General features: G+C 32.4%; 11 protein-coding genes and 2 pseudogenes. 4 read left to right on the top strand and 9 right to left on the bottom strand.

The genetic code is table 11. From position 1 onward, the window contains the following. Positions 1-273: 273 nt before the first annotated feature. The 5 genes from D0463_RS00595 to dpdA form a co-directional block, all read right to left on the bottom strand. Positions 274-3003, bottom strand: a complete 2730-nt coding sequence (locus D0463_RS00595; RefSeq protein ID WP_117303942.1) for a hypothetical protein — start codon at positions 3001-3003, stop codon at positions 274-276. Next, on the bottom strand, positions 2984-3739 hold the full coding sequence (locus D0463_RS00590; RefSeq protein WP_117303941.1) for a hypothetical protein: 756 nt from the start codon (positions 3737-3739) through the stop codon (positions 2984-2986). The genes D0463_RS00595 and D0463_RS00590 overlap by 20 nt, the downstream gene beginning before the upstream one ends. Beyond that, on the bottom strand, positions 3739-4626 hold the full coding sequence (locus D0463_RS00585) for a tRNA-guanine transglycosylase (RefSeq protein WP_117303940.1): 888 nt from the start codon (positions 4624-4626) through the stop codon (positions 3739-3741). The genes D0463_RS00590 and D0463_RS00585 overlap by 1 nt, the downstream gene beginning before the upstream one ends. Before the next feature lie 101 nt (positions 4627-4727). Continuing rightward, positions 4728-5546: a hypothetical protein gene (locus D0463_RS00580; protein ID WP_117303939.1), complete on the bottom strand. Its 819-nt coding sequence runs from the start codon at positions 5544-5546 to the stop codon at positions 4728-4730. Positions 5547-5692: 146 nt separating this feature from the next. Then, a complete protein-coding gene (gene dpdA, locus D0463_RS00575; protein WP_117303938.1) occupies positions 5693-7732 on the bottom strand; it encodes a tRNA-guanine transglycosylase DpdA in 2040 nt (679 codons plus the stop codon). A gap of 530 nt (positions 7733-8262) precedes the next feature. Between dpdA and D0463_RS00570 the strand changes: the two are divergent. Beyond that, positions 8263-8638 (top strand): annotated as a pseudogene (locus tag D0463_RS00570) (transposase); the annotation flags it as partial. Between the two features lie 78 nt (positions 8639-8716). Beyond that, a pseudogene (locus D0463_RS00565) lies at positions 8717-9355 on the top strand (IS3 family transposase). A 449-nt stretch (positions 9356-9804) separates the two neighbouring features. On the opposite strand, the gene D0463_RS00560 reads toward D0463_RS00565, so the two are convergent. Genes D0463_RS00560 through D0463_RS00545 form a run of 4 tightly spaced genes read right to left on the bottom strand, consistent with a single transcriptional unit; the run spans position 9805 to position 12781 of the window. Next, on the bottom strand, positions 9805-10446 hold the full coding sequence (locus D0463_RS00560) for a 7-cyano-7-deazaguanine synthase (RefSeq protein WP_117303936.1): 642 nt from the start codon (positions 10444-10446) through the stop codon (positions 9805-9807). Then, complete coding sequence (locus tag D0463_RS00555; RefSeq protein WP_117303935.1) at positions 10439-11704, bottom strand: PfkB family carbohydrate kinase; 1266 nt, start codon at positions 11702-11704, stop codon at positions 10439-10441. Before D0463_RS00555 ends, D0463_RS00560 begins: the two co-directional genes overlap by 8 nt. After that, positions 11701-12426 carry an 8-oxoguanine DNA glycosylase gene (locus D0463_RS00550; protein WP_117303934.1) on the bottom strand — a complete coding sequence of 242 codons (726 nt, stop codon included), beginning with the start codon at positions 12424-12426 and terminating at the stop codon, positions 11701-11703. Before D0463_RS00550 ends, D0463_RS00555 begins: the two co-directional genes overlap by 4 nt. A 1-nt stretch (position 12427) precedes the next feature. Beyond that, complete coding sequence (locus tag D0463_RS00545) at positions 12428-12781, bottom strand: hypothetical protein (RefSeq protein ID WP_117303933.1); 354 nt, start codon at positions 12779-12781, stop codon at positions 12428-12430. 499 nt (positions 12782-13280) lie between these two features. On the opposite strand from D0463_RS00545, the gene D0463_RS00540 reads away from it, so the two are divergent. Next, positions 13281-13610, top strand: coding sequence for a nucleotide pyrophosphohydrolase (locus D0463_RS00540; protein WP_117303932.1), 330 nt, complete (start codon positions 13281-13283; stop codon positions 13608-13610). A gap of 15 nt (positions 13611-13625) precedes the next feature. Beyond that, positions 13626-15551, top strand: a complete 1926-nt coding sequence (locus tag D0463_RS00535; protein ID WP_117303931.1) for a DUF2075 domain-containing protein — start codon at positions 13626-13628, stop codon at positions 15549-15551. The last annotated feature ends 157 nt before the right edge of the window (positions 15552-15708 follow it).

Below are 15708 nucleotides of genomic sequence, written 5' to 3'. Positions count from 1 at the left end.
TTTTTGTTTTGGCACTGAATATATATGTTTCTAACTTGTTTTCTCTAAGAGACGCCCTTTATCCAGACATAGAACATCGGAATCCCTCGCATTTTCACCTTATTAAGTGCTGTAGGGAATGCTTTAGAGACACAGAAAGGACAAGAAAAAGACCGAATACTACCCGGTAACACTTACCAAGTGAATAGCGATCTTTTATTGGGCTAACATATTTAGATGGAAAAAGATAACAGAATTAGTGAAACTTTTTTTAAAATAGATGGTGATCCTATTTTACTTTAATTTAAGATTCAAATTTAAATGATTAAATAGTTCGGGATTCAAAACTTCAATATCTCTTATAATTCCTTTCCACTGTTGTTTTGGAAGTTGTGTTTCTCCATTTTCAATTAAATTCAAAAGATGTTTTCTAACTTGCCTTCTAAGTTTTAACTTATCTTTTAAATAATCATTTATTAAAGGCAGACTATTTATTTCCCCTATTTCATTATCATTTTCTTCAATTAATGATAAAACTTTACTGATATTTTTGGAATGTTTCTGCTGACTTTGGATAAAAACTATATAACCTTTATTTTCTTCTTTTTCAATCCAATTAACAACTTCTCCAATTTTTTGAATAGTATCTAAGGAAAGTATTTCACTCTCCTTTAATAAGTTAATTTTTTGAACGATTCCCAATAAATCGCCAGGAATTTTTGCTAAATAAGTGAAAGCTTTATTAATTTCGTTTATCTTTTCTTTGATAATGGGTGCCAGTATACTCAAAAATTTTTTAATTTCAAATTGTAATTTAATAATAAAAGATTGCATTTGATAATTTTTTATATGAAATTTATTTAACGATCTAGAAGGATTAAAATTAAGAAAATGGCGTTCAAATGATTCGTCTTCTACCATTTCCCACCTCAATTTATTATAATCAATTATGTTATCTCTTAAGGAAAACCAATCCAAAAACAGAGAGTCAGCTATTTCTAACCATTCAGTCTTAATAGGATTTTTTATATCTTCTGACCAGTTATAGTCCGCAATTACGTTAACTTTGTTTATAAAATTCTTAAAATAAAAAACAAAACTTTCCATATTATATCCTAAGTTCTCTTCTAATTCTTTGATCCAAATTTTTTTAAGGTTTTCTGTTTCAAATGTCCATTTAGAAACATTTAAATCATTAGCAACTTTTGCGAATGCATCAGGACGATCTTGCATTTTTAGTTTTTGGAAATCAGCTATGTTCAACAAATTAATTTTCTTTTCTATTGTTATTTGGTTATCCTTTTTTTCAAATGAAATTGGATACCTTAATCTATTTATTACTTCTGTTTTTTGTATAGTGGATGTTGATTTTATAACTCTCGACGTATCTGCCTTCATGATCGAAGTTCCTTTTGTTATCTCATTTAATATAGTACCGACACCAAATCTGATCGGCTCTAATAATTGTTTATTAACTTTTTTACCTTCTACCCAATCTCTTATATGTCCTAAAATCTCATTGTCTTTTTTATATTTTATTTGATTTTGTTTTTCATCCTGAACATCATAAGTTAATTTTTTTATTTTAACTAAAGAAGTAGCATTCTCCCTATTAAAATGCCTTAATAGCTCTAGGGAAAATTTAAATTCACTTAGTGAGCTATCTGCATACATTTCAGCTAAAAGCTTAATAATTACATCATCATGGTCGGAATACACATCCCTGGAAAAGTACTTCTTAATTTTAGTTGGATTTTTATTATTTCCTTCCAAAAGAAAAGATAATATTTCTCTAGTGTGCATTATCATATAACGTAAAACACCTTTTCCCGCTGGTAAACCATCAAAAATTCGATTTATCAACGGTTCATTTAGTGGTAATAAAGAATTTGTTTTACTTCCTAAGAGACTAGAGCAATTTTGAGCATGCTGACAAGACTGTGAACATTTAAATCCATTTGCCTCTTTTAAGGCTTTTATATAATTTAATAAATAATCTTTTGCATTATCTTTATCTAAACTATAAAAGTAGTTGCCTGATTCATCTGAAAGCCATAGTTTTTTAACTCGATCATCTATTGTATCGAGGTTATTGATTCTATTTTTTAACTCTATATCAGACTCATTCCCATCCAAAACCCCTGGGGTTAAACCTATTACCACATCCCATCTCCCTTCTTCTAATGTTATAAAGAAGTCTAAAATATCACTCGCATACAAATTCATTGATTGAACCAGGTCATCAATTAGAATAACAGGTCTTATTCCTCTAATACTTATTTGTTCTGTTAAATTTTTAAAGATTGTTTGAATATCAACTCCTTGAAATAAATAATCATCCAACTTTTTAGATAAAGAATGTCTAAACTTCCAATAATCTACTGTAATAGGGACAGTTGTATTTTCAATTAATTGTTCAAATTCTTTTATTGTAATGATCTCTAAAGGTGAGTTCACAATCCCTGACTTTACCTGGTTTGTAAAATCTAAAACATTCTTTTCTATAACAGGTCTTAATAACATAGCGGTCGGAACAATGTCTTCATCTCTATCGAAAATTTCATCTAAGGCAGACCAAACTAATTGGGTAATTATAGCTATCGGTTTGTTTAATAAAAGGTGCCATTTGTTTTCATCAATAATTAAGTCTTGTAGATCAAATTCTAAAGATTGATAACACTTTTTTATTAATAATTGGGGATTTAATTCACTTCTAGATATCCTTATTATAGGTCTCTTATTCCCTTTAACAATCCACTGGTCTTTTAACCAACATAGCAATTCAGATTTCCCTGAACCCGTTGAACCATAAATAATATAAACTCTATTACCGAAGGGATGATCGTCTTCCAATTCATTTAATAACGACTCCTCAGTAACTTTTTCAATTAATGAATCTTTATAGTACCTATTTAATAACTGAGGAAAATGAGTCTTTCTAAAGAATTCATGCGAAAAATTATAACGTTCGTCTGCAGTATTATAGAGATGTTTAATTGATCTTTTAGTTATGCACGGAATCATCAGCGTCTCCCCCCACTTTAATCCAGTTCCACTCTTTTCTTTCTCCATATGAATGGAATGGTAGGTCCTGTTTTTTAGATAGTTCTATTAAATCAGTACTACTTAAATTTATTAATCCATACACAACACCATTGTATGCGTTCCCATTAAAAACACACGGTATAATTGGGTCTACATTTTTTTCAATGAATTCCTGAAATGGCCCTTCCCAATTTTGATGAAGCTGAATTATGTCCACTATTAAATCCAAATGCGGCAATGCATAAAAGCCCCCATAAACTCTATATCCTAGACCCAAGTATTGCATTATTCTCTTCCAAGCATTGATTTTCTCATGACTAACGACGCACTTCTCATAATGTAAATTTGTTTCGTAATGCAAATTCTTTATATATAATTCATTATGACGTATAAACAATTCATAGTATAACGACGAAAACACATAATTTTGATCGGAAGGATCCTTTATACTGTTCGATATTTCTGTCAACCGTTTTAAAGTTTCAAGTTTGCTAAATTTTTTTATTAAGGGGAAAATTCTTTTATTTTCATCAATTTCAATGAATCCTAAATTTACAAGAAATTTCCCTACTGCTTCGACTAAGGAAGTTATATCACCGTTCTCTTCATACTGAAATTTCTTTACCAACTCCTGAAATTTAATTCCGGGCTGTTTATTGATTACTTCAAAAATCGATTGGATTTCTGGTCCATAACAAATTTGAAATAATGACATTATAATACCTCTCTTTTAATATCTTTAATTGTTTCAATCAAATGATAATAATTATGTATAGATCTAAGTTTTGTATAATTCCGATGATCAATTTTCATTATATCTTCAGGCTTATTATTACAAACAGGACAGTTGCAATTTAAGGGTTTAGATATTCTTTTTTGCGTTTTTGTTACATTGGATTCGGAAATTAAAAAAATTCTAAAAGGATTGCTATAGATTATTTGATGATAAGCTGCTACCATTGTCGGTCTACTTGAATCAAATGAAGAGATTTTTAGTTTTGCCATTTCTTTAATTTGGGGGATACCAGTAACCCCAAAAACATGAAGATTTTCAGATCCGACAATTTCAGAAATAAAATTAATAATGGATATCTGATCCTTTGCTGATTTTTTTAATAAGGATCCTATACCGAATGAGGTGTAACCCATCTTTTTTAGTTCATGTATAGAAAATTGAATACTTGCAAAGTCAAACCCTTGTATAACACCCATCATGCTAATATTTTGAGGAAATCCTTCCATTTGAAATAAATTAAAATGCTCGTATGCATTCAATAGCGTTTTTTCAATTGAATTATATTTTTCTGTAAGCGCTTTCTTTTCTGTTAAAGGTTCATCTAAATGCACGATTTTAATTGGTACATCATTAGGTGCCCCATCTATCATATAGCATTGAATATCCATAATGTCTTTCAATTTTCTTGCTACATTCTGCCTAGAATAATAAAACGCACCAGAATCTATTATAATTTTCTGCGGACTTCTATTAAATTTCTTCAATGCATATTTATTATCAGGAATAGCAGAAATAAGCATAGGACAACTATCAAAATAATCACTAAAAACTGCATCACTGTGTGACCAACTGATATAAAAATCCAAATTAATACACACCGCCTTTTTGATATTTTAGATACGTGAAGATACGTGATAGATTAATTATATATACTTTTTTCTAAAAATAAAAGAAAAAACCTTCTATTTTAAGAAGGTTCGGTTAGATCTTTCCAAGCTTTATAAATTATTTCTTGATTACTTTTACTAGGATAAAAAGGACGTTTAGAATCTTTGTTGAACTCTAGCCAGAAGGGACTTGATCTATCGAAGAAATTACCTTGCCAATTTTTATATGTAATTTCTTTTAAAAATATTGGAGCCTTTATACCCTGTTCATATGAGTTTTCCCATTGCTCTTTAAAATACTTAATCAAAATATACCAAGTATTCACACTATGGACGACAGTGCTTTCTTTAATTTCTACCATTTGTTTTACACTATACGGAAAATAAATAGAGTTCTCCTTGATAAATTCTTGTAGATAAATCCGCAGAAAAGTCGTAAATTCCTCTGTTTCAGAGATACTATTATTACTAAAAAGTGTACTCATAATGTTTTTTAATGAGTTTATTGTAATAACTTTTAGGGAATTTTTACTAACTCGGGAACCCTTTATTTCAATCCATGTATTGAGTAATGAATCATTTTGAAACATACTTTTAACCGTGTCTTGAAGATTTTGCTTTTGAATAACCACTAAAAAGTCATTATTAATATTTATACCAATATCAGATCTTAATAAGGGAGCTGTAATTTCTATAGATAATTGGTTTGAATTAACGCAAAAACACTCCATTATATCAAGACAGGTTAAATAAAGAACTCCATCGACTCCCCCTAAAAAAGGGTCTCCATTTTTTAATTTCCATTCTTTTATTTCATTTGAGGAAGCAATATAGAGATAGAGATGATTTTTATCTCTGCGATTTAATTTCTTGACGTTATTGATTTTTAAATTACCCATCTCTTAACCTCGAATTGAAGTATATTTATAAACCTTTAAAAACATTAAATCATTCCTAAAAAAAAAAAGAAAGAGAGTTACCTCTTTCCTTACACCAGTCTAATTTTTCTAGATACACAATATAAACAAGGAACTTTATTATTTTTCTAGTAAGAATTTGGCACAAGAAGTTCTGATTTTATTTCTTTTTTCAAGTTGGTAACTTGCTCATAAAAAACATGGGTATTATGAAAACCTCTTCTTCGATTACGATTATTACCTCTAAAAATCATCACATCAATTCCAATTTCAGTACATATGTTACAACCACATTGCTTCCATGGCTTTTCTTTTAATACTTCGCGATAAAAATCAGCGTGCCTTTCACGTTTTTCTCCAAGTCTTTCATCATATGCTAAAATTGCTTCCAAGGTTGTGTCTAGATCCATATCTCCCCGGTCAAAAGCTCTTAAAGAATCTAATGCTTTCATTTCGAGTGCTTTATATTCAGAGAATGCTCCACCTTGCTCTGATATCAATTTTTTAACTCGACCAGTATTTTCTTTTGCCTCAGGAATTCTAATTGCAGAAAAATGCTGATTCTTACCATAATAATTATGTTCCGAGCCCAACCACGCTCTCCTTAATGGAGATGCAGAGTCAAAAGAAGTAGCACCTAGTTTATGAAATGTTTTCATTACTTCCATGTTGTCACGTACCACACCAAATAAGTGCATTCTAAAATTATTATTTGGAATCACAGGAGCAATTGCCTTTAAAATTTCAACTATCGTATAGGATTTTTCTCTAGCAAGTCCACCTAGCGCAACGTATTCATATCCCATTTTAACCAAGTCAGATACTGCATTTCGGAATGAAATTGGATCCCAACCTTGCGCTACTCCAATTGGAGTAAACTTCCTACGAAATTCACCTTTATTCTGTTTATATTTTGTTATAAAATCTTCTGCATTGTTTAAGGTTATTTCATATCTGCGAATTCTTTCTGCTTCATCTTTGGCAAATGATCCAACAATTAAATGATCTACTGATACTCCATAATTAAATTCCAAATCCCTATAATAATTAAGAACTTCTTCAGTTTTATATGGAGGTAACTCCTTGCCAATATAGCTAAATGCTCCACAATCTCCCATTATTGAATAGTTATCAGGAAGCCTTAAGAATTCACGTATACCCATTTCATGAATCATACTGGTTTTCTTTTTCGTCGCCTTATCTACATTTACCTTCGAAATTAGAATTCCATCATATTGAGGTTGATGGTGTAACTCATGTGCATATACATCGTCTACCAACCTATCCCTTTGTGGATCTGAATAGTCTTCAATAAAATCATATCGAGGATCCACACGATCATCATTTTCAGGAATATAAAACATGAATTCAGAACCATAGTTTCTTGCCAATTTTTCATACGGGACAGCAATTGTATAAAAAGACAATAATTTAGACTCCAATTCTTCATCTTCAAACATGGATATTTGTTGGCCTAACTTATAGAAACTTAATAAATATTCTCTAATTCGTTCAGGATACTCTGCTATAGATTCCCACATATTATTATTTTCAATTCCATAACTAAGAAGCTTGTTGAATAGAAATCCTTTTAATTCAATAAGGCCTGATCTAAATATTTTTGCTTCCAATTCACGGGCAGCAATAACATAATGATTTGGAGCTATTAGAACTTTATGCTTACTTGCATCACCTGCAAAGAAAAATAACTTTTGACCCTCTGTTGTTTTCAAAGGCCATTCAATAGCTTGTAAGTACTTATCACCTAGGAGGAAAAAAATCAAATCATAATCTTTTATCCATTTCTCCAACTTTTGGGATATAGATATATATTTAGACCACGATTTTATTTCAACACCACTCATTGAATTAAAAGTTACTTCGTAAGGAACAATTACATCGTTTTCTCTCAACATGCCGTAACCAGCTGATAAAATGGCTACATCAATATCGCCACCATGATCTCGATATTTCTTCACACCCTCCATTAAAGCAACGTGTTGCTTTCCGGTGTACATTTCTCCAGCAGTAGTTTTATATGAAGCGAGTTCTTCTTCGCGCTTTTTTAACATACTAACGTCTTTAAAATCATTTAATTGGAGCTCATTAGTTGGTTGATGGACTTTTTCGCCCGTACATGAAGTCACAACCAATACTTTTTTTTGCATAAAAACCTCCACCTTATTTAAAGCATTCTAATATATCCTATCACAAATTAAATCTATGTAGAAAATATATTTATATAGTGAAAACAATGATTATTTCATTTCGAAAAAAAACGATCTGGAGACGAAGTTGATTGCTGCTTATTCGATTTCTTATTGGATTAAAATCTCTAATAATTCATTTTATCTTGTGTACTAGCAGGAACCATCTTTAATTCCTTGGAAGATTAAGAAGAAAGGAGCGTCAAATACTATGGAAGATAAATTAAAAATACTACCGCATTGCCAAGTATGGGAGGAATTGGAAGACCGAGTGATAATGGATACAATTTTCAAGGGTGTAATGCAATAGGATTGCATTTACTTTAGAGAAGAAGACGTTCATGATCGAGGAGTTTTCGAGCAGATAATTTGGAAATATTCTGAAGATTTTATTGGGTTATAAAGCATTGATAAAAAAGATATTAATACTTTCAGGAGGATGTAAGAAGTTTTGCGAATGGTTAAATTTACCATCAAGGAGATGATCATTTATGCAAAACGAAACAAACTGGTTGGCGAAAGAATTAGCGAAAGATTGTCGGACAGTGAAAGACATTCAGGAAAAGTTGAAGGATCTATTCAAAAATACCATTCAACATGTATTGGAAGCTGAAATTGACGATCACCTGGGTTACAAGAAGCATGATAACGAAGGTGACCATTCCGGAAACAACCGAAATGGATATAGCCAAAAAAGAGTTAAAACCAAGTTTGGAAATACAGAGTTAAAATTGCCGAGAGACAGAAAAGGCAAATTTGAACCACAGATTATCACGAAGTATTGAAACTACATCGAATGGATTGGAAGACCTAATTATAGGCCTTTATGCAAAAGGCATGTCGACCAGGGACATTGAAGACTACATGCTGGAACGGCTACACTTATCTAGACAGAAAATTTAAGGTCAAGTAGACTACTAATACAATAGTTGAGGAGAATCTACGATGACTAAAAGAGAACGAAGAACGTTTTCAGAAGAATTTAAAAATCAAATGGTGCAGCTGTATCAGAATGGGAAGCCAAGAAAGGATATTATTCGTGAGTACGATCTAACACATCTTCTCTGGATAAGTGGATCTCTCAACATAATGCCTCCGGTTCATTCAAAGAAGCCGATAACCGAACACCGGAAGAAACAGAATTGGTAAAGCTCCGTAAGGAACTCAAACAGTTACAAATGGAGAATGATATTTTAAAGCAAGCTGCGCTGATACTAGGACGAAAGTAAATGTGATGCGGAACAACCAGCACAAATACTCGATATCAGAAATGTACGACGTCCTTCAATTGCCTAGAAGCACTTATTATTATGAAGCGAAAGAAAGAAAATCCGAAGATGACATCACTTCCGACATCATCGAAATATTTCATGAGAGCCACCAAACGACAATGCCGTAGCTGAAGCAACATTCAAAATCCTCAAAACAGAGTTTGTGAAGGGCCGGAATTTCGATACATTGGAAGATCTAACAAGAGAATTGCACGACTATGTTCATTGGTTTAATCACATTCGTATTCATGGGACACTGGGTTATTTAAGCCCGATTGAGTATAAACTTGAACACCTTAAAAAAGTTGTCTAGTTTAGTGTTGACAATCCATGTTGCATATGAGTTGATTCTATTATAGCCTAATGGTCTCAATATAGAATTAGAATAAATAACAAACATATCATTAATTATACGGTTCCCTATTACGGATTTCAGTGAGGTGCTTACTGATATTATATTTAAAACGCAACTTCTACTAATCGTCTTCAAGAACCTTCCAAACTCTAAATCTTACGTACTATTTTTCTCAGTTTCATAACTATGCTTGCTTCATTTCTACTTCTTCCCTTGTAAGAAGTCCAAAAGAAAAAGATGACCCTTAAAAACATGCTCCGCTTGATTAGTAGATTTCCAAAACTAAATAAAGAAAAGAAGTCTTCATCATCTGACCCCTCTCCATCTAACTCAACAAAATTTTCCTTTTTGATTAAGAAACCACTTAGTTTATCCAAACTTAATTGAAATAATTATCTCAAGTAAGTTCAAAACGCATTTTGCTTTCCCAATCTCTCCAATAAGTGTTGTCTGTCCAGGCAACTGCTACACAATAAACAATGTCGATTCCTCAGACAATTACATGAAAATGTTTTCTCTAGAGGGACATTCAATCGTCGGCATTCATCAACCACAAAGTTGCGATTTTTACCTACGAAAGGTGTAATTAATTCAAATGAATTTAAAGACTCAGACAATGTTGCGGCAATACTAGTGATAAAGGCAGCCCCTGTATCACTATAAGAGTTCTCTCCTACTACTCCAATAGCCAATTTATTTATGTCCATTTTATAGGCGTATGAAGCTGCGATAGATATTAGAATCATATTCCTATTTGGAAAGAATTCGCTTTTCATCCAGTTATCTTGGGAGTAATCAGATTGTGGTAAGTCACCAACTAGTGATCCTGTACCTATATTTCTTAGATTAGGCACCTCAACAAAAAAAGTTTTTCTTGGGAATTTTCCATGAGTTATTTCTTTTATAGCTTTTACTTCACCTGGATAAGTTGTTTGACCATAATTTATATGAATAGGGAATACATCATAATCTGCATCCACAAGCCAATAATACAAAACAGTTGAATCAATCCCACCTGAAAAAAGTAAGACAACTTTATTCTCAGCCATATAATATCCCTATAAGATCTTCAATATTGTCTAATAATTCCTTGCAACCAAACCGAACCATATTATTCAAATCATTTTGAGAAGTTTTAAGACCGTATACAGGAATTCCTTTTTCATAAGCATACCCGATTTCAAAACATGTGCCGGGATCATCATGATCTAGTAAAGCTACCACGACATCAGCATCGTTTAAAAGATCAATGTCAGATTGAAAAACCTTTCTTCGCTGTTCTAACGACATATCTTTATTAATGATTCCATTCTCTCGTGATGGAGACAAAACTCTAAATCGAGCACTTTCTAGTCTATCAGTAATCTGTTTAACCCAGTTTATTTCTTGTTTACTGAAGAAGGGACCAGCTAAATAAATTTTTTTAAGAAGTTTTTCATCTGTAATAAGCTTCTCACGAAGGAAAAGATCTTTTTCCACCCCTGCTTTATCAATTACAGTTTCAATAGATACACTTTCGATAAAATTAGCTGCAGCGCAATTCCCAATTTGTACACTATATTCTATATCTCTAGTTCTCAAAAACGTTACTGCAAACGCTCCTCCAAAGACATCACCCGATCCAAGAGTACAAACAACATTACTCTTGAAAGCAGGAAAATCTATTCTTTTTTCATCGTAAATCAAAGTACAGCCCTTGTGTCCTCTTTTTAAAATTATATACTTAGGTCCCATTACGTTTAATTTATTAATAGCTTCATCGATATCCGTTGATTCAGATAAAAGTAAAGCTTCTTCCTCATTAACTAAGAGTACTGTTACATATTCTAAGATAGTCTTGGCTTGTTGAATTGACTTATTATTTGGTTTAGGATCTAAAAATATTGGAATATTTCTTTCTAATGCTTGCTTACACAAAGATTCAGGTAATGTGTGATCAATTGGAAAAAGTAATAAACCTTCACAATCTTTTTCTATGCTAGGATTATAATCAACTCCGATTTTTACATCGGTCATCGGTGTACTATACTTATTTTCAAATGCTTTGTAGCCTGTTACTAAATAACGAGGAACATTATAGTTCTCTAAGTATAAAGACTGTTGTGTTGAAACACCCATCGTCTCCCAAAATCTCATGCTATATTTGTCTATTTCAGGACCGTAAACAGTTAAGAAGTTTACTTTCATTTCTTGTTTTGCGGCTGCAATTGCTGCGTATAAACCCGCTCCACCAGTTCTATAAAAAATACTAGAATCATTGTCTAGTAAGATGTCTATTCCAATCTCTCCATATATCGAAAGGCTCAAATGTCCTCACCCCGTTCAACGTGATTAAGAAACCCATTTCTGGACAACAACCATAACAAATAATCCATCTTACCTAAGGTCACACCAACACTGTCACAAACGTTTCGTAATGCATCTTCTAATTTAAGGTACATTCTTTCTGTTAATTGCTTTGGAACATGAAAACCTAGATAATCTAAAAATCTTAATATGTGAACATCAAATACAGCACAATCGTCATTAAAACCTGTGTTTCTCAAAAACCAACTTGCAGATTTCATCCCAATTCCAGGGCAAGTACATAACCATAGCCTTGCCTCAAATGCATTAAACTTATGTAGTTCCTCAAATAATTCCCATTCACAGCTCTTCCAGAGCCAATAACCAGCTTCTGAAATTATTTTAGGCTTTGTTTCGATATATCTATATTTTCTCAACTGTCCATTAGACGTAGCAGGAGTAAACTGTTTCTTGAAAAACTGTTCTCTAATCTTCTCTTCAATTGCCACTAGGTTATCTGGACTTTTATAATACTCTCTTCTAAATAAACTTTGATTCTTTAGAATTTGAAGACCTGATAAATTTAATTCGAAACTGATTCCGAAACCACCTAATAATACAAAGAAGAACTCATCAAGTACTTGTTCTTTTGATTTTTGAAATAAATTATATTCTTGATCTATTGAATCACCATATATATCCCATAATTCCTTTAAAATAATATTCGCTTTAATATCACCCATATCATTTTAAACCTTCTAATTTTACTGTTATTCGTGGATTATACTGACTTCCTTCTTTTTTAATAATTATTCCTTGGTACTGCCAGCCGTTCTCAATGCAATCGATGACCCAACCGTAGCTTGGTGGGGCAACCCCAACAAGCGTATTGTCTACTTGCTTTAAAACCTCAATAATAGGTAAAACAGAATTTTTATTAAGATTTATATAAACAGCATCGTGGAGGGAAGTATTTAACCATATACTACTCTGATTCTGATTTACAATAAGCTGGAGTATTAATGTATCCCCGCAATTATTTACTAATCCTCCACCAGACCCACCATTATTTGCTCCTGAATAACCGCTTCCTCCCATATTTGAAAACTCCCTCCCTAGCATTTACATCTATAGTATCGTAAATTGGGTTTTTATGTAAGAGGAATTTTGTGATAACAGATAATTCAATCTCCAGCCAAGGCTTGATTCAGTTTGAGGCAAATAAATATGAGTAAACTTTGTCAAATCAATAAAGCAATCGCTGCAAGAAGCATTTTACCTCAAAAACTTCTCTTACTAGATACCTCTCCCAACCTCATCCACTCATGATGGGTTTACAGCGACTAGTTTTAGAATAACTATGTTTTATTTAACAGTTCTTTGTTTTTACTATTACTGCTTTTGAAAGTTAAGATTACTAGTAAATGAGTAAACCCTAATATCTTTTTATCTACTTTGAAAATATAAAGGTATAAAAGTAAATTGAGCTTTTCACCTCTCTCGCTACAATTTTTCTGTACCTGTATGTTAGTTATTTAATTTAAATTAATAGTATAATTGATTTATAAATCTAAGTTGCTAGTAAAAGAGGGTTTTTATGAATGAATTATTAAAAGAAATTATTCATTTCCGGGATGAAAGAAATTGGGGACAATTTCATACCCCTAAAGATTTGGCTATATCTCTATCTTTAGAAGCATCCGAACTGTTAGAGAATTTCCAATGGAAGAATAACGAAGAAGCTGTAAAAGACAACTTGGAAAATATTAAAGACGAATTAGCTGATGTTGTGATTTATGCCATATTGATGTCAGATAAATTAGGATTAGACCTAAAAGAAATTATTTTAGATAAAGTGCAGAAGAATGCAAGAAAGTATCCGGTTGAAAAAGCGTATGGCAGTAAAAAGAAATATACAGAATTATAAAAAGAGGGATTTTAAATGAGACTTTATTCAGGGACATCCGAGCAGTTTATTGAAGACTCAATCCAAAATCAAATTGCTTCTAAGTTAAGAGAAAGTTTTTTTGACTACTACCGATACTATCCATCAGATTCTGAAATGGCATCTTGGAGAAATTCCTTGCGAGCACTGTCTCAAGTATTTCAATATAGCGGTATGACAGATCACGGAATCTTACTTGAATACCAATTGCCGGTGACCTCAAAACGATTAGACTGCATGATTACTGGAAAAAACGAAAGCGGCGAGAATGAGGCAGTCATTATAGAATTAAAGCAATGGGATAAATGCGATCATTCTAACGGTGAAAATGAGGTTGTCACATGGGTTGGGGGTGCACTAAGAGATGTCCTTCATCCATCAGCTCAAGTTGGACAGTATCAGCTTTATTTGCAGGATACCCATACAGCTTTTTATGATGGAGAAAAACCTATCAGATTAACATCTTGTTCCTATCTACATAATTATTCTTACGATGCTGAAGATGTTTTATTTGATTCAAAATTCACAGCTTTGTTAAATCAATTCCCTGTTTTCACTGCTGATGATGTTCCTAAATTAAAGAGTTTTCTTCAGACCAAATTGGCAAAAGGCGACGGACTTCCTATCTTAAAAAAAGTAGAGGAAAGTCAATATCGCCCTAGCAAAAAACTAATGAAGCATGTTGGTAATACTATAAAAGGATTGGATGAATATATTCTTCTTGATAATCAAAAAGTTATCTATGATAAAGTTTTTGCTTTTGCCCGGGATGGTTTTCATGATAAACGAAAAAGAGTGGTTATTATAAAAGGCGGGCCAGGAACTGGAAAATCAGTAATCGCACTAAATTTATTGGCTGATTTATCATTGGAAGGATACAACTCCCATTATGCTACTGGTTCTAAAGCGTTTACTGAAACACTTAGAAAAATAATTGGAAAAAGAGGTTCAGTCCAATTTAAATATTTTAATAGTTATACAAAAACTGAGAAAAATGAAATTGATATTTTAATATGTGACGAAGCCCACAGAATCAGAAAAACAAGCAATAATATGTATATGAAAAAAGAAGAACGCTCCAACACCCCCCAAATAGAAGAAATTATCAAAACATCTAAAGTATCTGTGTTTTTTATCGATGATAATCAGGCCGTTAGGCCAGATGAAATAGGAACAGTTGGATATATTAATAAATTTGCATTAGATTATGGATGCGAGGTGTATATTGAAGAATTAGACGCCCAATTCCGCTGTAACGGCTCCGATGGTTTCATTAACTGGATCAACAATACATTAGGTATCAAAAGGACTGCCAATGTAATTTGGGATTCAAAAGACGATTTTGAATTCAAAATCTTTAACTCCCCACAGGGTTTAGAAGATGCAATTAAACACAAAGCAGATAACGGTTTCGATGCAAGAGTAACAGCTGGCTTTTGCTGGCCATGGTCCAAACAGCCAAAATGGGATGGAACATTAGAAGAAGATGTTATAATTGGAGACTTTAAAAGGCCATGGAATGCTAGACATGATGCACCAAGACTTGCTCCCGGCATTCCCAAAGCACACCTTTGGGCATATGACCCTAACGGCATTAATCAAGTAGGCTGCATATACACAGCACAAGGATTTGAATTTGATTATGTAGGAGTAATCATTGGCCCTGACCTGGTTTATAACCTTGATGAACAACGATGGGAAGGAAATAAAGAACATTCCTACGATACAGTCGTCAAAAGATCTAAAGAGCAATTTATCGACCTTGTTAAAAATACTTACCGTGTTCTCATGACCCGCGGAATGAAAGGCTGCTATGTTCATTTTATGGACAAGGATACGGAACGATTTTTTAAGAGTCGAATTGATTTTAATAGCGAAGTTCAATTAGATAGGATTGCTGAGGATAGAGAAAGCTATAATTAAATTACCATTCACCTTTGTCCAAACTCTTCTTTGGTGGGACTCAGGTTTTAAAAATCAGAATGCATTTTTAATCTCCATTCATCGGGTATGTCTGACCATATCGGTCAATAAAAATATATCGACATAGTTTGCTAGTGATTTTGAATTCATTTTGAAA

The organism is Bacillus sp. V59.32b, assembly GCF_003429085.1.
Taxonomy (GTDB): Bacteria; Bacillota; Bacilli; order Bacillales; family DSM-1321; genus Peribacillus.
The sequence above is the reverse complement of the archived record's forward strand: the minus strand, read 5'-3'. Positions and strand labels throughout refer to the sequence as shown.